Here is a 21,713-nt window from a genome sequence, read left to right on the forward strand (position 1 = left end):
GGCCCTGCGGCCCGCCGCGGCGGGCCGCAGACGGACCGGTGAGGGGACTTGCACCTCACGTCGCGTGAGGGACCACAGTGAAGGGCGTACCCGACCAGAGGGCGGAAGAGATGAGCCATTCCGTGGGCCAGGTCGCCGGATTCGCCGGAGTCACGGTGCGCACCCTGCACCACTACGACGAGATCGGTCTGCTCTCCCCGAGCGGGCGCAGCAACGCGGGACACCGGCGGTACGACGACGCCGACCTGGACCGGTTGCAGCGGATCCTGTTCTACCGGGAGCTCGGCTTCCCCCTCGACGAGGTCGCGGTCCTGCTGGACGATCCGGACACCGATCCGCGGGAGCATCTGCGCCGGCAGCATGCCCTGCTGACCGACCGGATCGACCGGCTCCAGCAGATGGCCAAGGCCGTTGAGCACGCCATGGAGGCGAAGAAGATGGGCATCAACCTCACGCCCGAGGAGAAGTTCGAGGTCTTCGGGGACTTCGATCCCGACCAGTACGCCGCGGAGGCCGAGCAGCGCTGGGGCGGCACCGGTGCCTACGCCGAGTCGCAGCGCCGGGCCGCGGCCTGCACCAAGGAGGACTGGCAGAGGATCCTCGCCGATGCCGACGACATCAACCGGCGTCTGGCCGCGCTGATGGACTCGGGGGCGTCGGCGGAGTCCGAGGAGGCCATGGACCTGGCCGAGGAGCACCGCGGCTGGATCGACGGGAACTGCTACACCTGCTCGTACGAAATGCACACCGACCTGGGTGAGATGTACGTGGCGGACGAGCGGTTCACAGCCACCTACGAAGCGGTCCGGGCGGGGCTGGCGGTGTTCCTGCGGGACGCGATCATGGCCAACGCGGTGCGCAAGGTGTAGCCGCAGATGTCACGCATCCGACCCCCTCCGGTCCCTGGAACCGGGCGGGGGTCGTGTGCGTTGATAATTGAAACCGCCCCTTCCGCAATACGCCCCCCGATCCAGGAGAGCCCGGAAACCGTGTATACGCTTGCGCTCGGCCCTGAGTGGCTGTCCCCGGACTATCTGATCTCGCACTTCGGTCTGGTCGGCATCCTGGTCATCGTCTTCGCCGAGTCGGGACTCTTCGCGTTCCTCCCCGGCGACTCGCTGCTCTTCACGGCGGGCCTGCTGGTCGCGGACGGGCAGTACATCAAGCAGCCGCTGTGGCTGGTCTGCACCCTGATCGTGGCCGCCGCGATCATCGGCGACCAGGTCGGATACATGATCGGCAAGTTCTTCGGGCCGAAGCTCTTCAACCGGCCGAAGTCCAAGCTCTTCAAGCGGGAGAACCTGGACAAGGCCCACGAGTTCATGGACAAGCACGGCCCCAAGGCCATCGTGCTCGCCCGCTTCGTGCCGATCATCCGCACCTTCGCCCCGATGGTCGCCGGCGCCGGCACGATGAAGTACCGCACCTTCCTCACCTACAACATCATCGGCGGCATCGGCTGGGGAGCGGGCATCACCATCGCCGGCTACTGGCTCGGTCAGATCGAGTTCATCAAGGAGCACGTCGAATCGATCCTGGTGGGCATCGTCCTGATCTCGGTCATCCCGGTGGTCTTCGAGATCCTCAAGGCCCGCAAGGGGAGCAAGGCGAACGGTGCCGCCGAGTCGGCCGCGGTGCCCGCCGCCGACGGCTCCGGCCCGCAGGCCCCGGGCGCGCGCGGCCGGCACGCCAAGCGCTGAGCCGCACCGGCAGCACCCCGTACGGCCGTACGCCCCGGAGGCCCGCAAGAGGCCCCGGGGCGTACGTGTGCCCGCACGGGGCCGCGTACGGGCCCCTGACGGGTCCCGCTCAGAAGCCTCGGGTCCGCTTCGCCGCGCGGCGCTTGGCGGCGCTCGCGGCCCCCGGGATGCGCATGAACAGCCGTGAGGCCTCCGACCCGAGGTTGACGCCGATCGCGATGGCCAACGCGATGGCCGCGGCGTTCACCAGCGAGCCCAGGCCCTCGTTCAGCCGGTTCTCGGCGATCAGCAGCAGCCCGTAGTAGGTGGCCGAGCCGGGCAGCAGCGGGCCGATGGCGGCCGTCACGTACGGCAGGGCGGACGCGAAGCGGTAGCGGGAGAAGAGCTGCCCGAAGAGGCCCACCAGCCCGGCCGCGATGGCCGTGGACGGTACGGGCGGAATGCCCCCGGCGTAGTGCAGGGCCCCGAAGGTGACCCAGGCGACCGCGCCGTTCAGCGTCACGATCAGCACGGTGGAGCGCTCCTGCTGGAGCAGGATCGCGAAGGTGAACACCAGCACCATCGAGGCGGCGATCTGGATCAGCGGCCGCTGCTGGATCTGGAGGACCTCCTCCGGCCGCGGCGAGGCGTCGAACTGCAGCCCGACGTAGAGCATCACCAGGACGCCCATGATGATGCCGATGAACAGGTACATGACCTCCAGCAGCCGGGCCGACGCGGTGATGTAGTAGCCGGTCAGACCGTCCTGCACGGCCGCGACCAGGGCCCGTCCCGGCAGCAGCGCGAACAGCCCACCGGTGATCACGGCGGAGGCCTTGACGTCGATCCCGGTCATGTTCAGCGCCACCCCGATGGCCGCGGGCGGCATCGCGGCGACCACGAACTGGTAGAACTCGGGCAGCCCGCGCCCGGCGCAGAGCCAGGCCAGGCGGTCGCCGAGGATGGCGCCGATCACTGCGGCGAAGAACACGAGGACCCCGCCGCCGACCAGGGTGGAGGCAGCGCCGGCGAGCAGTCCGGCGGAGGCCGTGAGCATCCAGCCGGGGTAGGGGTGCCGGTTGCGGCGGATCTCGGCGAGGCGCCGGTAGGCCTCCTCCAACGACACGTCGATCTCGTGGGCGCTGATGTCGTCCACGAGCCGGAAGACGGCCGCGAGCCGGTTGTAGTCGGTGCCGCGGCGGCGCACGGTCCGGCTGGCCGAGACGGGGTCGCCCACCAGCGAGGGATGGTGGGTGATCGACAGCATGGTGAAGGTGACGGTCGGCTCGCAGCGGTCCAGCCCGTAGGAGCGGGCCACCGCGAACATCGCGGCCTCCACGTCCTCGGCGCCCTCACCGCCCGCGAGCAGCAGCTCGCCGATGCGCAGGGTCAGGTCGAGCACGCGGCCCACGGCAGGGCCCGTCTCGCTCTGCCTCTGGACCAGATCCGGTACGGGCCGGACGTCGACCGGCATGCGCAGCATCGTGCGCATCCGGTCCTGCCAGGGCGATTCCTTCATCTGCGCGACGGGGAAGCCCTGGCCGGGGGTGTAGGCGGCCGGGGAGTTCGCGGCCCGGTAGGTGGCCGGGGCGGCGAAGGCCGACCCCTCGGGCTCGGGCTGCACCGGACCGGCGCCCGCCGGAAGGGCGAATTCCGAGGTGGGCTGATCCTCCTCGGGAGCCTCCGGTTCCATACCGGGCGGCGGCGTGAAGGCGCTGCGCGCCTCGTCGGACTGGGGCTTCCTGTCCTCTGCCTCGTCGGCCTCCGCCACGCGTCCTCCTGTCCGTGATCACCCGGGTATCAGTATGCGGAATCGATTCCTCCCACCGCATACCCTGCTGCCCGCCACAGGGGCCCGCGAACGCGACAGCGGGCGGTATCCCCCGGGGGGATACCGCCCGCCATGTCACAAGGGGCGCGGGGGACTACCCCGGCCCGTTACCGCTGAGCGCGAGCTCAGTGGTGGCCGCCCTGCGCCTCCAGGCGCTTGTACGAGGCCTCGATCTCGGCCTCGGCCTCGGTGCGGCCGACCCAGTTCGCGCCCTCGACGGACTTGCCCGGCTCCAGGTCCTTGTAGACCTCGAAGAAGTGCTGGATCTCCAGGCGGTCGAACTCGGAGACGTGGTGGATGTCGCGCAGGTGCTCGACACGCGGGTCCGAGGCCGGCACGCACAGCAGCTTGGCGTCGCCGCCCGCCTCGTCCGTCATGTTGAACATGCCGATGGCGCGGCACTTGATCAGGCAGCCCGGGAAGGTGGGCTCGTCCAGGATGACCAGCGCGTCCAGCGGGTCGCCGTCCTCGCCGAGGGTGTTCTCGACGAAGCCGTAGTCGGCCGGGTAGCTGGTCGAGGTGAAGAGGCGACGGTCCAGGCGGATCCGGCCGGTCTCGTGGTCCACCTCGTACTTGTTCCGCGAACCCTTGGGGATCTCGATGGTGACGTCGAACTCCACGTCCTGCTCCTCCATGATCAGCTGCATTGCTTCGGGACTGCGTCGATTCAAAACTGCGTGCGCGTCCGGCCCAGCCCTGCCGGGTGGGGTGCCATGCTCGCGGCAAGACGCAGTGGTTAAGTGTCCCTCACGCATATGTGTGATCGCGAAAGGGGCTGGTCCGAGGTGCCATTGGACAAGACGTGGCAGCTCATCGCGGGTTCGGCCGTCGCCGGCCTGGCCCTGTCGGTGGCAGCGGTGGCCGCCGCCGGTCCTTGGGACTCCGGCCAGCGTAAGGCCGAGCGGGACAGCGCCGCCTCCTGGGGCCGTACGGGTGGCGCAGATCACGGTGGCGGGACCCGTTCCGGGGACCTGCCGCAGGCCGCGCCCAGCGCTCCCGGGGTGCTCGGCGGCATCGGCCCCGGAGTCCCGCGTGCGCAGTCGGCGCCCGCCGCGCCCGCCTCCGCCGGGGGGCTGGCCGCCGCGCTGAAGCCGCTGCTCGCCGACCCCGCGCTCGGCACCGTCCGTACCGCGTCCGTGGTCGACACCGCCACCGGGCAGGTCCTCTACGAGTCCGGGGCGCGGGACGTCATGACCCCCGCCTCCACCGTCAAGATCGCCACCGCCGCGGCCGTGCTGGCCGCCCTCGGGCCCGAGCACCGGATCAGGACCACGGTCGCGCCCGGCGCCGCCCCCGGACAGATCGTCCTGGTCGGTGGCGGCGACCCCTCGCTCACCGCGAAGAAGAAGAGCCCCGCCGGATCCGGCGGCAGCCTCGTCGCCCTCGCCGCTGACACCGCGCAAGCCCTCAAGGCCGCCGGCACCGACACCGTGACCCTGGCGTACGACGACAGCCTCTACGCGGGCCCCGCCCGCCACCCGATCGGCGTCAACCCGAACATCGCTCCGGTGACCGCCCTGACGGCCGACGAGGGCCGCCCCGACGAATCCACCTCCGGGCCCGTGCAACGGAGCGAGGGCCCCTCCGAGGACGCCGCCCGCGCCTTCCGCACCCTGCTGGCCGAACGCGGCATCAAAGTCACCGGCGAACCCGCCCGGGCCAAGGCCGCCGCCGGCGTCCAGCCGCTGGCCGTCACCCTCTCCACCCCGATCGCCGGGCTGGTCGAGCGGATGCTGACCAACAGCGACAACGACATCGCCGAGGCCCTCGCCCGGCAGACCGCCCTCGCCTCCGGCCGCCCCGCGAGCTTCGACGGCGCGGAGAAGGCCGTCACCGACCGGCTCACCTCCCTCGGCGTCGACACGACCGGCTCCCGCTTCGCCGACGGCAGCGGCCTGAACCGCGCCGACAGGCTCAGCGCGGGCCTGCTCACCGGACTCCTCGCCAAGGCCGCCGACCCGCAGCGCCCGGAGCTGCGGCCGGTGCTCACCGGACTGCCCGTCGCCGGATTCACCGGAACCCTGAAGGCGCGCAACGCCGGCGGCTCCCCGGCCGCCGGCCTGCTCCGGGCCAAGACCGGCACCCTCACCGGAGTCAACTCCCTCTCCGGAACCGTCGTCGACCCCTCCGGCAGACTGCTCGCCTTCGCCTTCCTGACGGCGAACAGCCCCGGCCCCGAGGGCGCCGAGAAGGCCCTCGACAAGCTGGCCGCCGCCGTCGCGAGCGCTTCGTAGGGGGTCCGCAGAAGGGCCGGTCCACGTACGGTTGACGCATGACGAGCATCAGTGGTGCGGAGATGGTCGACTGGAACCTCGCGGTGGCGACCGCGATCCGACTGGTACGACCCGGCCCGGAGGTGACCCGGGACGAGGCGAGGGCCGTCGTGGCGGAGCTGCGGCGGCACGCCAGGACCTCGGAGCAGCACGTGCGCGAGTTCACCCGGATGATCCCGGCGGGGGCGGCCGTCCCCGACACGCCCGTCCTGGTCGTCGACCGGGCCGGCTGGGTCAAGGCCAACGTCGCGGGCTTCCGCGAGCTGCTCCAGCCGCTCCTGGGCAAGATGCAGGACCGACGGGCGGGCGCCCCCGGCGGAGCCGTCCTCGGCGCGGTCGGCGGCAAGATCACCGGCGTCGAGCTGGGCATGCTGCTGAGCTTCCTGGCCTCCCGGGTCCTGGGCCAGTACGAGACCTTCGCGCCGGTCTCCCGGGACCTGCCGGCCTCCGCAGCGGGCGGGCGGCTGCTGCTCGTCGCGCCGAACATCGTGCACGTCGAGCGCGAGCTGGAGGTGCACCCGCACGACTTCCGGCTGTGGGTCTGCCTGCACGAGGAGACGCACCGTACACAGTTCACGGCCGTCCCGTGGCTGCGCGCCCACCTCGAAGGCGAAATCCAGACGTTCCTGGGCGCCACCGAAGTGGACCCGAGCACCGTCCTGGAGCGCATCCGCGAGGCCGCCCAGTCCTTCGCCGGCGCCCGCCCGGACGCCGAGAGCGGCGACGAGGGGCGCTCCCTCGTGGAGCTCGTGCAGACCCCGGAGCAGCGCGAGATCCTGGCCCGGCTCACCGCCGTCATGTCCCTGCTGGAGGGCCACGCCGACTTCGTCATGGACGGCGTCGGCCCCCAGGTGGTGCCCTCGGTCGCCGAGATCCGCGAGAAGTTCCAGCAGCGCAGGGCCAGCGGCGCCGGCCGGCTCGACGCCGCGCTGCGCAAGCTGCTGGGCCTCGACGCCAAGCTGCGCCAGTACCGCGACGGCGAGCGGTTCGTGCGCGCCGTCGTCGGCCAGGTCGGCATGGACGGCTTCAACCGGGTGTGGACCTCCCCGAACACACTGCCGACCAAGGCCGAGATCGCCAGGCCCGCCGACTGGGTGGCGCGGGTGCACAGCAAGGGGAGCGAACAGAGCGAAGCGGAGTGACACGGGGGGCGTAAACATGTCTCACTGGGGGAAGCAGCGTCACCCGTCCGAGGGACCGTGGGGCGTGGAAGGGCGTGCGATGCTCGGGGAACGCCTCGGTTCTGTCACCATCGACGCACTCTGAGTGACATCCTCCCGTTCCGCGGGGGCGGCCGGGAAGCACCCCAGCACACCACCCCAACGCCTCCGAGGCATCCGAACTCCATCGAAGGGCACCGGACATGGGTCCCCATCCTGCGGTCGCGGCGATACGCCTGGCGGTCCGCCGCGTACTCCACGACGTCCTCACCGACCTCACCGATCACCAAGGCAGTCCCGCCACCCCCCGCAGCGCCGGGGGCTCCCTGCCGCTCGTCCTCGTCGCCTGCTCCGGCGGCGCCGACTCCATGGCGCTCGCCTCGGCCCTCGCCTTCGAGGCCCCCAAACTCGGCATCCGGGCCGGCGGCATCACCGTCGATCACGGCCTCCAGCCCGGCTCCGACCTGCGCGCCGCCGAGGTCGTCAGCCGCATGACCGCACTCCGCCTCGACCCGGTGGAGTCCGTCGCCGTGCGCGTCGGCCGTGACGGCGGACCCGAGGCCGCCGCCCGCGACGCCCGCTACGGCGCCCTGGACGAGGCCGCGGAACGGCTCGGCGTCGCCGCCGTGCTGCTCGGCCACACCCGTGACGATCAAGCCGAAACCGTCCTGCTGGGCCTGGCCCGCGGCTCCGGCATCCGCTCGCTGTCCGGGATGCCCGAGGTCTCCGGCGGTCCCGGCACCGCCGGTCGCACGAACCGCTACCGCCGCCCCTTCCTCCAGGTGGACCGGCAGACCGCCCGCAAGGCCTGCATGGTCCAGTCCCTCCCCGTCTGGGACGACCCGCACAACATCGACCCCGCCTACACCCGCTCCCGGCTGCGCCACGAGGGACTGCCCGCCCTCGAGAAGGCGCTCGGCAAGGGAGTCGTCGAGGCACTCGCCCGCACCGCACAGCTCTCCCGGGACGACGCCGACGCCCTGGACGCCTGGGCCGCGGAGGCGGAGACCGGTGTGCGCGACGCGGACGGGCGACTGGAGTGCGCCAAGCTGTACGCCCTGCCCCCGGCCGTCCGTCGCCGTGTGCTGCGCAGGGCCGTGGTCGCGGCCGGGTCCCCCGCGGGCTCCCTCTTCGCCCGCCACATCGAAGAAGTCGACCGCCTCATCACCGGATGGCGCGGTCAGGGCGCCATCAACCTGCCCGGCCGGGTCGAGGCCCAGCGGCAGGGTGGCAGACTGGTCATCCGGCAGGGCTGATTGGTGCTGAAACACGGCTGAGTCCTCCGGGGGCGCCCCCCGGAGCCCCGGCCGACAACGAAAGTGATGCGGGTGGACGAGAAGGACATGGGCAGCGACCTCCAGTCGGTGCTCATCACCAAAGAAGAGATCGACGCGAAGCTGGCCGAGCTGGCCGCGAAGATCGACGCGGAGTACGCGGGCAAGGACCTGCTCATCGTCGGTGTGCTCAAGGGCGCCGTGATGGTGATGGCGGACCTGGCGCGTGCCTTGTCCACCCCGCTCACCATGGACTGGATGGCGGTGTCCTCGTACGGCGCCGGGACCCAGTCCTCCGGCGTGGTGCGGATCCTCAAGGACCTGGACACCGACATCAAGGACAAGCACGTCCTGATCGTCGAGGACATCATCGACTCGGGTCTGACGCTGTCCTGGCTGCTGTCGAACCTGGGCTCGCGCCAGCCGGCCTCCCTGGAGGTCGTCACGCTGCTGCGCAAGCCCGAGGCGGCGAAGGTCGCGATCGACGTGAAGTGGGTCGGCTTCGACATTCCGAACGAGTTCGTCGTGGGCTACGGCCTCGACTACGCGGAGAAGTACCGCAACCTGCCGTTCGTCGGCACGCTCGCCCCGCACGTCTACGGCGGCTGATCCCGCTCACGTTCCCGGGAACCCCGGCAGGCCCGCGGGGAACCTGGGGGCGATTCCCGCCGTTGAAGCAGGGGAAGGCGGGTCTGTCAGCCGTCGCATGAGGCCGCGGGTGACAATACAGGGGTACATTCCGAAGAACAGTCTTTACTCACAGCAGCATTTACCTACGGGCAGGAGGGACGGGGCGCCTGGCGCCCCGTATGGATGGACGTGAAGCGATACTTCCGTGGGCCGGTCATGTGGATCGTGCTGGCCGTCCTCGCCGTGGTCGTGTTGATGAATGTCGTCGGCTCCGGCGGCGGCTACAAGACGGTGGACACCAGCGAGGTCATCAAGGCGATCAACAGCGGCCAGGTGCAGAGCGCCGAGCTCACCACCGGCGACAGCCAGATGATCAAGGTCGAGCTGAAGAAGGACCAGAAGCTCGGCGACAACTCCGGCAGCAAGTTCCAGGCCAACTACATCGGAGACCAGGGCGTTCAGCTCGCGGACAATCTCCAGAAGAAGTACGAAGCCGGCCAGATCCCCGACGGCTACAAGGTCGCGCCGGACAAGACCAGCCCGTTCCTGAGCGTGCTGCTCTCGCTCCTGCCCTTCGTCCTCATCGTCGTTGTCTTCCTGTTCCTGATGAACCAGATGCAGGGCGGCGGCTCCCGGGTCATGAACTTCGGGAAGTCCAAGGCCAAGCTCATCACCAAGGACACCCCGAAGACGACGTTCGCCGATGTCGCGGGTTCGGACGAGGCCGTCGAGGAACTCCACGAGATCAAGGAGTTCCTCCAGGAGCCGGCGAAGTTCCAGGCCGTCGGCGCCAAGATCCCCAAGGGTGTGCTGCTCTACGGCCCGCCCGGCACCGGTAAGACCCTGCTCGCGCGTGCCGTCGCGGGCGAGGCGGGTGTCCCCTTCTACTCGATCTCCGGTTCCGACTTCGTCGAGATGTTCGTCGGTGTCGGTGCCTCGCGTGTCCGCGACCTGTTCGAGCAGGCCAAGGCCAACGCGCCGGCGATCGTCTTCGTCGATGAGATCGACGCTGTGGGCCGGCACCGCGGTGCGGGTCTCGGCGGCGGTCACGACGAGCGCGAGCAGACCCTCAACCAGCTGCTCGTCGAGATGGACGGCTTCGACGTGAAGGGCGGCGTCATCCTGATCGCCGCCACGAACCGTCCGGACATCCTCGACCCGGCGCTCCTGCGCCCCGGCCGCTTCGACCGCCAGATCGCGGTCGACCGTCCGGACATGCAGGGCCGTCTGGAGATCCTCAAGGTCCACGGAAAGGGCAAGCCGGTCACTCCGGACGTCGACCTGGGCGCGGTTGCCCGGCGCACGCCCGGCTTCACCGGCGCCGATCTCGCCAACGTCCTGAACGAAGCGGCCCTGCTGACCGCCCGTACGGACAAGAAGCTGATCGACAACCACGCGCTGGACGAGGCGATCGATCGTGTCGTGGCGGGTCCGCAGAAGCGGACCCGGATCATGTCGGACCGGGAAAAGAAGATCACCGCGTACCACGAGGGCGGCCACGCCCTCGTCGCGGCGGCTTCCCCGAACTCCGACCCGGTCCACAAGATCACGATCCTGTCCCGCGGCCGGGCCCTGGGTTACACCATGGTCCTGCCCGACGAGGACAGGTACTCGACCACGCGCAACGAGATGCTCGACCAGCTGGCGTACATGCTGGGCGGGCGCGCGGCCGAGGAGCTGGTCTTCCACGACCCGACCACGGGCGCGGCGAACGACATCGAGAAGGCCACGGCCACGGCACGGGCCATGGTCACGCAGTACGGCATGACCGAGCGTCTCGGTGCGATCAAGTTCGGCGGCGACAACACCGAGCCGTTCCTGGGCCGCGACATGTCGCACCCGCGGGACTACTCGGAAGAGGTCGCGGCGCTGGTCGACGAAGAGGTCAAGAAGCTCATCGAGACCGCGCACAACGAGGCCTGGGAGATCCTCGTCGAGAACCGTGACGTCCTCGACAACCTGGTTCTCGCGCTGCTGGAGAAGGAGACGCTGAACAAGGAGCAGATCGCCGAGATCTTCTCCACGATCGTGAAGCGTCCGGCCCGTCCCGCGTGGACCGGCTCCTCCCGCCGCACCCCCTCCACCCGTCCGCCGGTGCTCTCTCCCAAGGAGCTCCAGCTGACGAACTCGGCGAACGGCACGTCGACCGTGTCGGTGGAGAAGGCCCCCGAGGCATCGCCGGAGGAGCTCACGGACTAGTCCGCGAGCCCGTCCACCCGGAATGGAAGCCGCGCCCCCCAGGTTCTAGCCTGGGGGGCGCGGCACTTTCATTTTCACGTGCCCGCGAGTGCGAGTGCACAGGCACACAGGAACGAGGATGCAATGACGGACCCAGTGACCCTGACCGGCGACGAGGGCACGATCGGCGTGTTCGACGAGAAGCGCGCCGAGGCGGCGGTCCGTGAGCTGCTGATCGCGGTCGGCGAGGATCCGGACCGCGAGGGCCTGCTGGAGACCCCGGGGCGCGTGGCGCGGGCGTACAAGGAGATATTCGCCGGCCTCTACCAGAAGCCCGAAGAGGTCCTGACCACGACGTTCGACCTCGGTCACGACGAGATGGTCCTGGTGAAGGACATCGAGGTCATGTCGAACTGCGAGCACCACCTGGTCCCCTTCCACGGCGTGGCCCACGTCGGCTACATCCCGTCCACCGACGGCAAGATCACCGGCCTGTCGAAGCTGGCCCGCCTCGTGGACGTGTTCGCCCGCCGCCCGCAGGTGCAGGAGCGGCTCACCACGCAGATAGCCGACTCCCTGATGGAGATCCTGGACCCGCGCGGGGTCATCGTGGTCATCGAGTGCGAGCACATGTGCATGACCATGCGCGGGGTCCGCAAGCCCGGCGCGAAGACCATCACCTCGGCGGTCCGCGGGCAGCTGCGCGACCCCGCCACCCGCAACGAGGCGATGAGCCTGATCATGGCCCGCTGAACCGGTGCCCGGGCCGGACGGCCGGGAGCCCCTGAGCGAGGGCGTACGGCGCGCGCTCGAACCGCTGCCGTTGCCGCTGCGGGCCCGGGGCGCCGGACGCCAGAGGTTCCACCCCGTGCAGGTCCGTGGGGCCCCGGAGCGGCGTCGTCAGGCGCGGGCGGCCGGGGCCTCCGGTGTTTCGTCGTCCTCCGGGAGCTTGAGGACGTGTTCCAGGAAGAGGGCCGCGGCGATGACCGCCACGCCCGCCAGGACCGAGAATCCCGCGTACCAGGCCTGGTCGCGGCGGGCCGGGACGTCGAGGGCGTCGGTCAGCAGGAAGACGCCCACACCGCCGTACATGCCCGCCACCAGTGCCGCCACCAGGGCACTGGCCTGGCCGAAGACCACCGCGCGGGCCGCCATCAGCGGCTCCACGCCCTTGGCACCCGGTCGGCGCTCGCGCTGGGCCTTGAGGCGGGACCTCAGCGACAGGGCGGTGGCCAGCAGCACCACCGCGATGACGCCCAGGACGATCGGCGCGGCCAGTGGAACGCCCGGCAGCATGCCGTAGGCGTTCCACAGGCGCGCGCCGGCCCAGGACAGGACCCCGGCGACCAGGAAGATGCCCGCCAGGACCGCCGGCCTCAGTTGCTTCACTTGCCCGTTCCCCATTTCAGCGAGTAGCCGTGAACAGGCTACTAACGACTACTCGGGGAGGTGGAGTTCCAGGTCGGGACGCGGCGTCACGCCGACCAGACCGATTTCGGCCAGCAGCGCGGCGACCGCTCCGCGACCGGGGATCCGGGCCTCCGGGTCGATGTCGTGCCAGGGTGCCAGCACGAAGGCGCGCTCGTGGGCGCGCGGGTGCGGGAGGGTGAGGACCGGGTCGTCGGAGACCCGGTCGGCGTACGCGACGATGTCCACGTCGATCGTGCGCGGGCCCCAGCGCTCCTCGCGGACGCGGTCGAAGGCCTCCTCGACGGCGTGCGCGCGCTCCAGGAGCGAGGACGGCGGCAGGGTGGTCTTCACGGCGACGACCGCGTTGAGGTACGAGGGCTGCGAGCCGGGCTCGACGCCCCACGGCTCGGTCTCGTAGACGGGGGAGACGGCCTTGACCCGCATACCCGGGGTGTCGCCGAGGGCGTCGATGGCGCCCTGCAGGGTCTCCAGCCGGTTGCCGAGGTTCGCGCCGAACGCGATGACGGCCCATTTGGGGTTGGACAGGGTGACGTCCGCCGCGTCGACCGCTTCCACGACGGAGGCGGGTACCGGCTGGACGGTGGGGTCGCTCTGAGCGTTCAATCGGTTGTTCATGCGCGGCTCCGGGTGATCGTGATGGTCACGTCGTCGAAGGGGACGGTGATGGGCGCGTCCGGCTTGTGGACGACGACCTCCACCTGCGCCACCGCTTCGTGCTTGAGGCACTGCTGGGCGATCCGCTCGGCCAGGGTTTCGATCAGGTCGACGGGCTCACCCTTGACCACGTCGACGACCTCTTCGGCGACGACCCCGTAGTGCACGGTCTTCGCCAGGTCGTCTCCGGCCGCAGCGGGGCGGGTGTCGAGGTGCAGCACGAGGTCGACGATGAAGGTCTGGCCTTCCTCGCGCTCCCGGGGGAAGACGCCGTGATGACCGCGAGCCTTGAGGCCGCGCAGCGCGACACGATCCACGCGAATCACTCCTGCTTTCGTAGGTGCTTCCGGTCCCGGGGCTCCCCGGGGCCATGGGCCTGCGCCGAGTGCGGTCGGCGTCGTCCGTCTTCGAATTTACCTGCGAAATACTCCGGATCCCGACGGAGGGGTCAGGAGGCGTCCTCGTCCTCGTCGTCGTCGGACTCCGTGAGGACGGGAGAACCGTGGTGGGACCACAGTCGCCAGCCCTCGGATGTGCGTCGGAACACATTCGTGGCGACGACCAGCTGACCGACGAGCGGGCCGAGTTCCCCGCCGTCCTCGGCGGGGCCGCCGCTGAGGATGTTCTCCGTACAGGTGACCAGGGCGGTATCGCCTATTACCGCCACTTTGGTGTCGGTGAGGAAGAACTGGATGTAGTCGGTGTGCGACATGATGAGCGCGTACGAGCGCAGGACCTCGCCGCGGCCCGCGAGCACCGGCCAGCCGGGGTGGACGCAGGAGATCTCGTCCTCCAGCCAGAGCGCCGACAGTGAGTCGAAGTCCCCCTGCTCCATTGCCTCGTAGAAGGCCGTGTTGACCTCTTCGACCGCCTCGATGTCGGTTCTGCTCACGGTGCTCCTTGTCGGTGGGTGACGATCAGAGTGCCCCTTCGACGGCTCGGGCAACCCGGACGGCGTCCGCGGTCGCCCGTACCTCGTGGACGCGTACGGCCCAGGCGCCCTGGTGGGCGGCGATCGCGGAGACCGCGGCCGTGGCGGCGTCCCGCTCGCGGGCGGGCGGCGGGGCGGCGTCGGCCGCGCCGGCCAGCACCCGGCCGAGGAAACGCTTCCTCGACGCGGCGACCAGCAGCGGGAAGCCCAGCGCCCGCAGTTCGGGCAGGTGGGCGACCAGGGACAGGTCGTGCTCGGCGTTCTTGGCGAAGCCTAGACCGGGGTCGACCAGGAGCCGCTCGGGGGCGATCCCGCCGGTCACGACCGCGTCGATCCGGGTCCGCAGCTCGGCGGTGACCTCGGCCACCACGTCCTCGTAGACGGCCAGGCTGTTCATGCCGTCGCTGAAGCCGCGCCAGTGCATCACCACGAAGGGCACCTCGGCGGCGGCGACGGCCGGGATCATCCCGGGGTCGGCCAGCCCGCCGCTGACGTCGTTGACCAGCATCGCGCCGGCCTCGACGGCCCGGGCGGCGACGGTCGCGCGCATGGTGTCGACGGAGACGGTGACGCCTTCGGAGGCCAGGCCGCGCACCACGGGGACGACCCGGCGCAGTTCCTCCTCCGCGTCGACGCGGGAGGCTCCGGGGCGGGTGGACTCGCCGCCGACGTCGACGAGGTCGGCGCCGTGCTCGACGAGGTCCAGGCCGCGCTTGATCGCGGCGGTGGTGTCGAACCAGCGACCGCCGTCGGAGAAGGAATCGGGGGTGACGTTGACCACGCCCATGACCCCGCAGCGGTCCCAGTCCGGCAGACCTGCGACCCGGCCCCTGCCGGTGGCTCCGCGCATCGTGTTCATAGGTCCAAGGGTAGGGCTGACCTGGATACACCAGGGCCCCGGCGCCTCGCGGCGGCCGGGGCCCGGCTGACGGGTCTCGTACCCGTGCGGCCAGGGGTTACGCAGCCTGGACCTCGCGTTCCGCCTGCTTGGGCACCGTCGCCATGTGGGTGTGGGTGCAGGCGCGCACCGGCTTGGGGCGCCGGCGGCTGGCGAACAGCCGGGGCAGGGCCAGCGTCACGAAGCCCTCGGCCTGCATCGCGGCGAAGCCGATGCGGGGCAGGTCGCGGGTGGTGCGGAAGACCACGAAGCGGGGCTCCCAGCGGGGTCGGAACTTCGCGTTGAACTTGTAGAGCGACTCGATCTGGAACCAGCGGGACAGGAAGACCAGCAGGCCCCGCCACATCCGCAGGACCGGGCCGGCGCCGATCTTCTCGCCGCGGGCGAGGGCCGAGCGGAACATCGCGAAGTTCAGCGAGACCTTCTCGATCTTCAGGCCGGGGGCGGCCTCCAGGGAGGCGACGATCAGCAGCTCGTTCATGCCGGGGTCGGCGGCGCGGTCGCGGCGCATCAGCTCCAGCGACATGCCGTCGGTGCCCCACGGGACGAAGTGCAGGACGGCCTTCAGGTCGCCGAAGGGGCTGGTGTCGCCCTCCTCGACGCGGTGGGCGGTGGCGATGAAGCAGTCTCCGTCGCCCGGGTCGCCGACCCGTCCCAGCGCCATGGAGAAGCCGCGCTCGGTGTCCGTGCCGCGCCAGGCCTCGGCGGCGCCGCGCACCTGCTCCAGCTCGGTCTCGGTGAGCTCGCTGACCCGGCGGACCTTGGTGGTGTAGCCGTTGCGCTCGATGCGCTTCACCATCTGGCGGACATTGCGCATGGCGCGGCCCGAGAGGGAGAAGTCTTTGACATCGACAATCGCCTCGTCACCCAGCTCCAGGGCGTCGAGCCCGGTCTCACGGGTCCAGACCTCGCCGCCGGTCTCGCTGCAGCCCATGACGGCGGGGGTCCAGGAGTGGGCCTTGGCCTCCTCCATGAACCGCTCGATCGCGCCGGGCCAGGCCTCGACGTCGCCGATGGGGTCGCCGGAGGCGAGCATCACACCGGAGACGACGCGGTAGGTGACGGCGGCCTTGCCGCTGGGGGAGAAGACGACGGCCTTGTCGCGGCGGAGCGCGAAGTGGCCGAGCGAGTCGCGGCCGCCGTGCTTGGTGAGCAGCTCGCGCAGCTTGCCCTCGTCGTCGGCGGTGAGCCGGGCGGCGGGGTGCTCGGGGCGGAAGGCCAGGTACATGGTGGTGAGGGCGGTCAGCATGCCGAGCGCGCCGAGGGAGTAGCCGACGGTCCAGGAGACCTGGCCGGCGTAATCGACGGGGCCCTCGAAGCCGAAGAGGCCGTAGACGACGTGCGTGATCTGCTCGTACAGGCCCGGGTTGCCGACCACCTTGTTCGGGTGGACGTTGACGATGAGCAGGCCGAGCCCGATGGAGCCGGCGCTCATCAGTACGAAGATCGCGAGCGCCTTCCAGCGGCTGCGCGGGTCCGGCAGCGCCTTGAATTCACCCTGGTGGCGCAGCAGCAGCGCGAAGAGCACCGCCGCGATCACCACCCCGGGGATCGAGTGCCGGTAGAGGAACTGCGCCACGGCACCGGCCGGCAGCAGGACCATCGCCGCCCGCCAGGCACGGCGCTTGCGGCGCTTGAGGCCGTGCGCCAGCAGCAGGAGCAGTACGCCCGCGCTGATGGCGAGGGCCGCCGCAAAGGGGCCGAAAACCGGCAGCACCTCCGCCAGCGCGTGGATCCGGCTGTGCCGGAACCGCGGGAACACCCCTGCCGCGATGTCCAGAAGGCCGACGATCATGACGGCCGTACCTACCAGGCCGGGCACCGACTCCGGCTGTGGGCCTCGGAGGATTCGACGGACCCCGCTCGGAACCTGTCCCGACTTATCGCCATCTATCCTGCTAGACATCGCTTCCCGTTGCTCCGCGAGAGATCATGTGGCCGAAGGCCGCGACAGCCTCCGGTGTGTGGTGCGTCCCTTAGGACGACATCGACGAGGAGCGGGTTCACTCTTTCGTCGGAAAAAAACAGTCCTGCCACCAGAAAGTCGACTGACTGCTCATGGGTCTCACCAGTAATACGGTTCTGGCGTTGGCCATCCTCGCCGGTGTGCTGCTCTTCGCAGCCACGGTCTGGTTCTGGCCGAAGCTCTCGGGCCGCACCGGGCGCGCGTTCGCCGGACGCATCGGGCTGCTGCTGGCGACCCAGCTGGCGCTGTTCTCGGCGGTGGGGCTCGCGGCTAACAAGTCGTTCCTCTTCTACGGTTCCTGGGCCGACCTGCTCGGTCAGGAGACGTCCATGGGCAAGGTCGTCGACCACTCGATGAGCAGCAAGGACATCAAGGTCGTCGACAAGCAGAAGCTGGACGTACCCGGCGGCGCCAAGCCCCAGGTCGGTGGTCAGATCCTGAAGGTTGCCATAACCGGGCAGAAGTCGAAGATAACGAGCCCCGGCTACGTCTGGCTCCCGCCGGAGTACTTCCAGCCGCAGCACAAGGACCAGAACTTCCCCGCGTCCATCGTCCTGACGGGGTACCCGGGCACCGCCGAGAACCTGATCAAAGGGCTCGACTACCCGATGAAGGCCTTCAGCCTGTCCAAGGCGGGCAAGATGAAGCCGATGATCCTGGTCATGCTGCGGCCGACGATCGCGCCGCCGCGTGACACCGAATGCGTGGACATACCGGGCGGGCCGCAGACCGAGACCTTCTTCGGCGAGGACCTCCCGCAGGCCATCACGGACACCTTCCGGGTCGGCAAGAAGCCCCAGAACATGGGCTTCATCGGCAATTCCACGGGTGGTTACTGCGCCCTGAAGATCGCCGCGCACTACCCGCAGACCTTCGGTGCCGCCGCGGGTCTGTCCGCGTACTACGAGGCTCCGGACGACCCGACGACCGGTGACCTGTTCCGCGGGGACGAGAAGCTGAAGAAGCGCGCGGACGTGCTGCACAGCATCGAGCACAAGAAGCCGTCCGGTACGTCCTTCCTCGTCACCAGCAGCGAGAAGGGCGAGCCGAACCTCGGCGACACCAAGAAGTTCATCAAGAAGGTGCAGAGCCCGGACCGGGTTTCCTCCATCATCCTCGACAGCGGTGGCCACAACTTCAACACGTGGCGACGGGAGATCCCGCCGATGCTCACCTGGATGAGCGGCCGCATCGAGGCCTGACCCGCCCCGCGTCGACGCTTCTGTGACCGGCCTTCCGAGGCCGGTCACAGTCGTCTGCGGGGTCAGACCTCCTGGAACTGGGCCCGGCGCAGTGCCCGGTGGACCTCCTGCGGGGTCAGTACGCCGACCAGCGCGCCGGTTCGCGGGTCCGTGACCCCGAGACGCCCCGAGTCCTCCTGGAGCAGGGCCGCGAGCGCCTCGCGCAGCGTCGCCCCCAGCGCCACCGACGCTGCCGGGGCCTTCCCCTCCGCCGCCGCCAGGTCGGCCGCCTCGACCGCCGTCACCGCGAGCCGCTTGAGCCCCCGGTCGGAGCCGACGAAGGAGGCCACGTACGCGGTGGCCGGCGCTCCGAGCACCGCCGCCGGGCGGGCGAACTGCTCGATGGTGCCCGTTCCGTAGACCGCGATGCGGTCGCCGAGCCGGATCGCCTCCTCCAGGTCGTGGGTGACCAGCAGGATCGTCTTGCGCACCGTCCGCTGGAGCGTCAGGAACTCGTTCTGCAGCCGCTCGCGCACCACCGGGTCCACCGCGCCGAACGGCTCGTCCATCAGCAGCACCGGCGGATCGGCCGCGAGCGCGCGGGCCACGCCGACGCGCTGGCGCTGCCCGCCCGACAGCTGCTCCGGATACCTGCCGCCGTAGACGGCCGGGTCCAGGCCCACCAGCTCCAGCAGTTCGGCCGCCCGGGCGCGGGCCTGTGCCTTGGGGGTGCCGATCAGCTGGGGCACGGTCGCCGTGTTCTCCAGCACCGTCTTGTGGGGGAACAGGCCGACCTGCTGGATGACGTACCCGATCCGGCGGCGCAGCTCGACCGGATCGGCGTCCGCGATGTCCTCGCCGTTCAGCAGGATCCGGCCGGCGGTCGGGTCGAGCAGCCGGTTGACCATCTTCATCGTGGTGGTCTTGCCGCAGCCGGACGGTCCCACGAGCGTGACCAGCTCACCCTCCGCCACCTCGAAGGACAGGTCCTCGACAGCTGTCGTTCCGTCGGGGTAGCGCTTGGTCACATGCTCGAATCGGATCACAAGCTCATCTTTCCGCACGCGCGCCGCTGATATGTGAAGGGCGTGTTGCTCACGTGCGAAGGATTCCGGCCATTGTGGGTGGTGGGGGTTAGGGTCGTTGTGACGGGTGACGGTCAAGACGTGCGTTCGAATGGTGGGGGGTGGGGGGCATGGCCGAGCAGAACTGCCTGGTGGCGAACGACTGGATCTGCTGGGACTACGTCACCTCCCGCTCCCAGGAACTCACCGACGCCACCCTCGAACACATCTGGATCACGGGCGTGTCCGTCCTCATCGGCATCGCCGTGTCCGTGCCGCTCGCGCTGCTGGCCCGCCGCGGCCGCCGCTGGGCGGCGCCCGTCCTGGGCCTGACCACCCTGCTCTACACCGTCCCCTCGCTGGCCATGTTCTCCCTGCTGCTGCCGGTCTTCGGACTCTCGGCGTCGCTGGTGGTGACCGGGCTGGTCCTCTACTCGCTGACGATCCTGGTCCGCAATGTGCTGGCCGGACTGGAGTCCGTCCCCGAGGACGTACGGGAAGCCGCGCGCGGCATGGGATACGGCCCCGGGCGCCTGCTGTGGCAGGTCGAACTGCCGCTCGCGCTGCCCGCGCTGCTCGCCGGTGTGCGGATCGCCACCGTCTCGACGGTCGCGCTCACCACCGTCGGCTCCATCGTCGGCAAGGGCGGCCTCGGCAATCTCATCGCGCCGGCCGTGAACAGCTCCTTCAAGGCCCAGGTGCTCACCGCCTCCGTGCTGTGCGTGCTGCTCGCGCTCGTGGCCGATCTGCTGCTGCTCGGCGTACAGCGCCTGCTCACTCCGTGGACCCGGGCCGGTACCGGTGGCCGGCCCGCGGCCCGGGCTTCGGCCTCGGCTTCGGCGAAGGGGGCCTGAAGTCGTGGGGGGCGTCATCGGAGGGGCCTGGGACTGGCTGGCGACCGGCGCCAACTGGGCCGGCGAGAGCGGTGTCTGGCACCGGCTCGGCGAGCACGTCTACGTGAGCGCGGTCGCGCTGGCGATCGCCTGCGCGGTGGCGCTGCCGATCGGCCTGTTCCTCGGCCACCTCGGCAAGGGCGGCGCCCTCGCGATCAACATCTCCAACATCGGCCGCGCCGTCCCCGTCTTCGCGGTGCTGGCGCTCTTCATGGTCTCCCCGCTGCGCAACGCGGGCTACCTGCCCACCATCGCCGCGCTCGTCCTGTTCGCCGTCCCGCCGCTGCTGACCAACGCGTACGTCGGCATGCGCGAGGTGGACCGCGCGGTCGTGGAGGCTGCCCGCGGCATGGGCATGTCCGGGACCCAGCTCTTCCTGCGCGTCGAACTGCCGCTCGCGCGCGGTCTGGTCATGACAGGGCTGCGCTCGGGCGCCGTGCAGGTCATCGCCACGGCCACGATCGCCGCCATGGTCGGCCAGGGCGGCCTGGGCCGGATCATCACGGCCGGCTTCAACACGTACAACACCCCGCAGGTCGTCGCGGGCGCCCTGCTGGTGGCCGCGCTCGCGCTGCTCGTGGAGGGCGCGCTGGTGGCGGCCGACCGGCTGCTGCGCCGCACCGCGGCCTCCCGCTGATTCCTGTCCATCGCCTCGAACGGAGTACCTCCATGACCAAGACCACGCGCGTCCTCGGCGCGTCCCTGGGCGCCCTGGCGCTGACGGTGTCGCTGGCCGCGTGCGGCGGCGACAGCCTGGAGAAGAGCAACGACGGCGGCGCGGCCTCCGCCGACTCCTCCTCGTCCGCGGGCGGCGGCAAGGGCAGTCTGGTGATCGGCGCGGCCGGGTTCACCGAGTCGAACGTGCTTGCCGAGCTGTACGCGCAGGTCCTGAAGGACGCGGGCTACAGCACCTCGGTCAAGACGGTCAACAACCGCGAGCTGTACGAGCCGTCGCTGGAGAAGGGCGAGATCGACGTCGTCCCCGAGTACGCGGCCACGCTCGCGGAGTTCCTCAACGCCAAGGTGAACGGTCCGAAGGCGCCCGAGGAGAAGCCGGTCGCCTCCAGCGACGTCGCGGCCACGGTGGCGGGCCTGGAGAAGCTCGCGGCCCCCCTCGGCCTGAAGGCGCTGGCCGCGGGTGAGGCGGTCGACCAGAACGCATTCGCCGTGACCAAGGAATTCGCCGAGAAGAACAACCTGAAGACGCTTTCCGATCTTGGTAAGTCCGGACTCAAGGTGAAGATCGCGGCGGGCGACGAATGCAGCGTCCGGCCCTTCTGCGCACCCGGGTTGACCAAGACGTACGGAATTCAAGTCTCCGGAATCGACCCGAAGGGCGTCGGCACCCCGCAGGCCAAGCAGGCGGTCAAGGACGGCGCCGACCAGCTCGTGCTCACCACGACCACCGACGCCACCCTCGACAGCTTCGGCCTGGTCCTGCTGGACGACGACAAGAAGCTCCAGAACGCCGACAACGTCCTGCCGGTGGTCAATGCCAAGGACGCCGGAACCCCGGAGGTCGCGGCCGCGCTCGACAAGCTGACCAAGGTGCTCACGACGGCCGATCTCGTCGACCTGAACCGGAAGGTGGACGCCGAGCGCGCCAAGCCGGCCGACGTCGCGAAGGCCTACCTGGAGTCCAAGGGCCTGCTGAAGAAGTAGCGCGCACG

General features: G+C 70.3%; 20 protein-coding genes and 1 pseudogene. 12 read left to right on the forward strand and 9 right to left on the reverse strand.

Going from position 1 to position 21,713, the window contains the following annotated elements; translation table 11 throughout:
- The first annotated feature begins 110 nt into the window (after positions 1 to 110).
- Together ACIQZO_RS35240 and ACIQZO_RS35245 are read left to right on the forward strand one after the other, a co-directional pair.
- Positions 111 to 869 (forward strand): MerR family transcriptional regulator, encoded by a 759-nt coding sequence (locus ACIQZO_RS35240; RefSeq protein WP_403634503.1) that lies wholly within the window; start codon positions 111 to 113, stop codon positions 867 to 869.
- A 120-nt stretch (positions 870 to 989) separates the two neighbouring features.
- Positions 990 to 1,670, forward strand: a pseudogene (locus ACIQZO_RS35245) (DedA family protein); the annotation flags it as partial.
- Positions 1,671 to 1,809: 139 nt separating this feature from the next.
- Here ACIQZO_RS35245 and ACIQZO_RS35250 read toward each other — a convergent pair.
- Complete coding sequence (locus ACIQZO_RS35250) at positions 1,810 to 3,450, reverse strand: threonine/serine exporter ThrE family protein (protein ID WP_403634506.1); 1,641 nt, start codon at positions 3,448 to 3,450, stop codon at positions 1,810 to 1,812.
- Between the two features lie 185 nt (positions 3,451 to 3,635).
- Complete coding sequence (locus tag ACIQZO_RS35255; protein WP_214947725.1) at positions 3,636 to 4,130, reverse strand: inorganic diphosphatase; 495 nt, start codon at positions 4,128 to 4,130, stop codon at positions 3,636 to 3,638.
- 135 nt (positions 4,131 to 4,265) lie between these two features.
- Here ACIQZO_RS35255 and dacB point away from each other — a divergent pair, with 135 nt between their 5' ends.
- From dacB to folE, 6 genes are all read left to right on the forward strand, one after another.
- Entirely contained in the window at positions 4,266 to 5,744 is a 1,479-nt protein-coding gene (gene dacB / locus ACIQZO_RS35260; RefSeq protein WP_403634509.1) for a D-alanyl-D-alanine carboxypeptidase/D-alanyl-D-alanine-endopeptidase, read from the forward strand.
- 38 nt (positions 5,745 to 5,782) lie between these two features.
- The gene (locus ACIQZO_RS35265; RefSeq protein WP_403634512.1) at positions 5,783 to 6,925 is read left to right on the forward strand and encodes a zinc-dependent metalloprotease; all 1,143 of its coding nucleotides are present in this window, start codon (positions 5,783 to 5,785) and stop codon (positions 6,923 to 6,925) included.
- 221 nt (positions 6,926 to 7,146) lie between these two features.
- Positions 7,147 to 8,199 (forward strand): tRNA lysidine(34) synthetase TilS, encoded by a 1,053-nt coding sequence (tilS, locus tag ACIQZO_RS35270; RefSeq protein ID WP_403634515.1) that lies wholly within the window; start codon positions 7,147 to 7,149, stop codon positions 8,197 to 8,199.
- Between the two features lie 66 nt (positions 8,200 to 8,265).
- Positions 8,266 to 8,826, forward strand: a complete 561-nt coding sequence (gene hpt, locus ACIQZO_RS35275; RefSeq protein WP_030228417.1) for a hypoxanthine phosphoribosyltransferase — start codon at positions 8,266 to 8,268, stop codon at positions 8,824 to 8,826.
- A gap of 204 nt (positions 8,827 to 9,030) precedes the next feature.
- Positions 9,031 to 11,046: an ATP-dependent zinc metalloprotease FtsH gene (gene ftsH, locus ACIQZO_RS35280; protein WP_403634518.1), complete on the forward strand. Its 2,016-nt coding sequence runs from the start codon at positions 9,031 to 9,033 to the stop codon at positions 11,044 to 11,046.
- A gap of 123 nt (positions 11,047 to 11,169) precedes the next feature.
- Positions 11,170 to 11,778: a GTP cyclohydrolase I FolE gene (folE, locus tag ACIQZO_RS35285; protein WP_403634520.1), complete on the forward strand. Its 609-nt coding sequence runs from the start codon at positions 11,170 to 11,172 to the stop codon at positions 11,776 to 11,778.
- A 147-nt stretch (positions 11,779 to 11,925) separates the two neighbouring features.
- Here folE and ACIQZO_RS35290 read toward each other — a convergent pair whose 3' ends face one another.
- The 6 genes from ACIQZO_RS35290 to ACIQZO_RS35315 all read right to left on the reverse strand — a co-directional run bounded on the left by ACIQZO_RS35290 (position 11,926) and on the right by ACIQZO_RS35315 (position 16,845).
- On the reverse strand, positions 11,926 to 12,414 hold the full coding sequence (locus tag ACIQZO_RS35290; RefSeq protein ID WP_403634522.1) for a DUF3180 domain-containing protein: 489 nt from the start codon (positions 12,412 to 12,414) through the stop codon (positions 11,926 to 11,928).
- 48 nt (positions 12,415 to 12,462) lie between these two features.
- On the reverse strand, positions 12,463 to 13,071 hold the full coding sequence (folK, locus tag ACIQZO_RS35295; protein ID WP_403634524.1) for a 2-amino-4-hydroxy-6-hydroxymethyldihydropteridine diphosphokinase: 609 nt from the start codon (positions 13,069 to 13,071) through the stop codon (positions 12,463 to 12,465).
- Positions 13,068 to 13,427 carry a dihydroneopterin aldolase gene (gene folB, locus ACIQZO_RS35300; protein WP_403634527.1) on the reverse strand — a complete coding sequence of 120 codons (360 nt, stop codon included), beginning with the start codon at positions 13,425 to 13,427 and terminating at the stop codon, positions 13,068 to 13,070. Before folB ends, folK begins: the two co-directional genes overlap by 4 nt.
- A gap of 131 nt (positions 13,428 to 13,558) precedes the next feature.
- The gene (locus ACIQZO_RS35305) at positions 13,559 to 14,002 is read right to left on the reverse strand and encodes a nuclear transport factor 2 family protein (RefSeq protein ID WP_403634529.1); all 444 of its coding nucleotides are present in this window, start codon (positions 14,000 to 14,002) and stop codon (positions 13,559 to 13,561) included.
- A 25-nt stretch (positions 14,003 to 14,027) separates the two neighbouring features.
- On the reverse strand, positions 14,028 to 14,891 hold the full coding sequence (folP, locus tag ACIQZO_RS35310) for a dihydropteroate synthase (protein WP_403634674.1): 864 nt from the start codon (positions 14,889 to 14,891) through the stop codon (positions 14,028 to 14,030).
- Positions 14,892 to 14,997: 106 nt separating this feature from the next.
- Positions 14,998 to 16,845: a phosphatidylglycerol lysyltransferase domain-containing protein gene (locus ACIQZO_RS35315; RefSeq protein WP_403634531.1), complete on the reverse strand. Its 1,848-nt coding sequence runs from the start codon at positions 16,843 to 16,845 to the stop codon at positions 14,998 to 15,000.
- Between the two features lie 152 nt (positions 16,846 to 16,997).
- On the opposite strand from ACIQZO_RS35315, the gene ACIQZO_RS35320 reads away from it, so the two are divergent.
- On the forward strand, positions 16,998 to 18,107 hold the full coding sequence (locus ACIQZO_RS35320; protein WP_403634532.1) for an alpha/beta hydrolase: 1,110 nt from the start codon (positions 16,998 to 17,000) through the stop codon (positions 18,105 to 18,107).
- A 62-nt stretch (positions 18,108 to 18,169) separates the two neighbouring features.
- On the opposite strand, the gene ACIQZO_RS35325 is transcribed toward ACIQZO_RS35320, so the two are convergent.
- Complete coding sequence (locus ACIQZO_RS35325) at positions 18,170 to 19,132, reverse strand: ABC transporter ATP-binding protein (protein ID WP_403634534.1); 963 nt, start codon at positions 19,130 to 19,132, stop codon at positions 18,170 to 18,172.
- Between the two features lie 149 nt (positions 19,133 to 19,281).
- Here ACIQZO_RS35325 and ACIQZO_RS35330 point away from each other — a divergent pair, with 149 nt between their 5' ends.
- Genes ACIQZO_RS35330 through ACIQZO_RS35340 form a run of 3 tightly spaced genes read left to right on the forward strand, consistent with a single transcriptional unit; the run spans position 19,282 to position 21,705 of the window.
- Positions 19,282 to 20,004 carry an ABC transporter permease gene (locus ACIQZO_RS35330; protein WP_403634536.1) on the forward strand — a complete coding sequence of 241 codons (723 nt, stop codon included), beginning with the start codon at positions 19,282 to 19,284 and terminating at the stop codon, positions 20,002 to 20,004.
- 4 nt (positions 20,005 to 20,008) lie between these two features.
- The gene (locus tag ACIQZO_RS35335; protein ID WP_403634539.1) at positions 20,009 to 20,680 is read left to right on the forward strand and encodes an ABC transporter permease; all 672 of its coding nucleotides are present in this window, start codon (positions 20,009 to 20,011) and stop codon (positions 20,678 to 20,680) included.
- Positions 20,681 to 20,712: 32 nt separating this feature from the next.
- On the forward strand, positions 20,713 to 21,705 hold the full coding sequence (locus ACIQZO_RS35340; protein WP_403634541.1) for an ABC transporter substrate-binding protein: 993 nt from the start codon (positions 20,713 to 20,715) through the stop codon (positions 21,703 to 21,705).
- Positions 21,706 to 21,713 lie beyond the last annotated feature (8 nt).

The organism is Streptomyces sp. NPDC097617, from assembly GCF_044761485.1.
Lineage (GTDB): Bacteria > Actinomycetota > Actinomycetes > Streptomycetales > Streptomycetaceae > Streptomyces.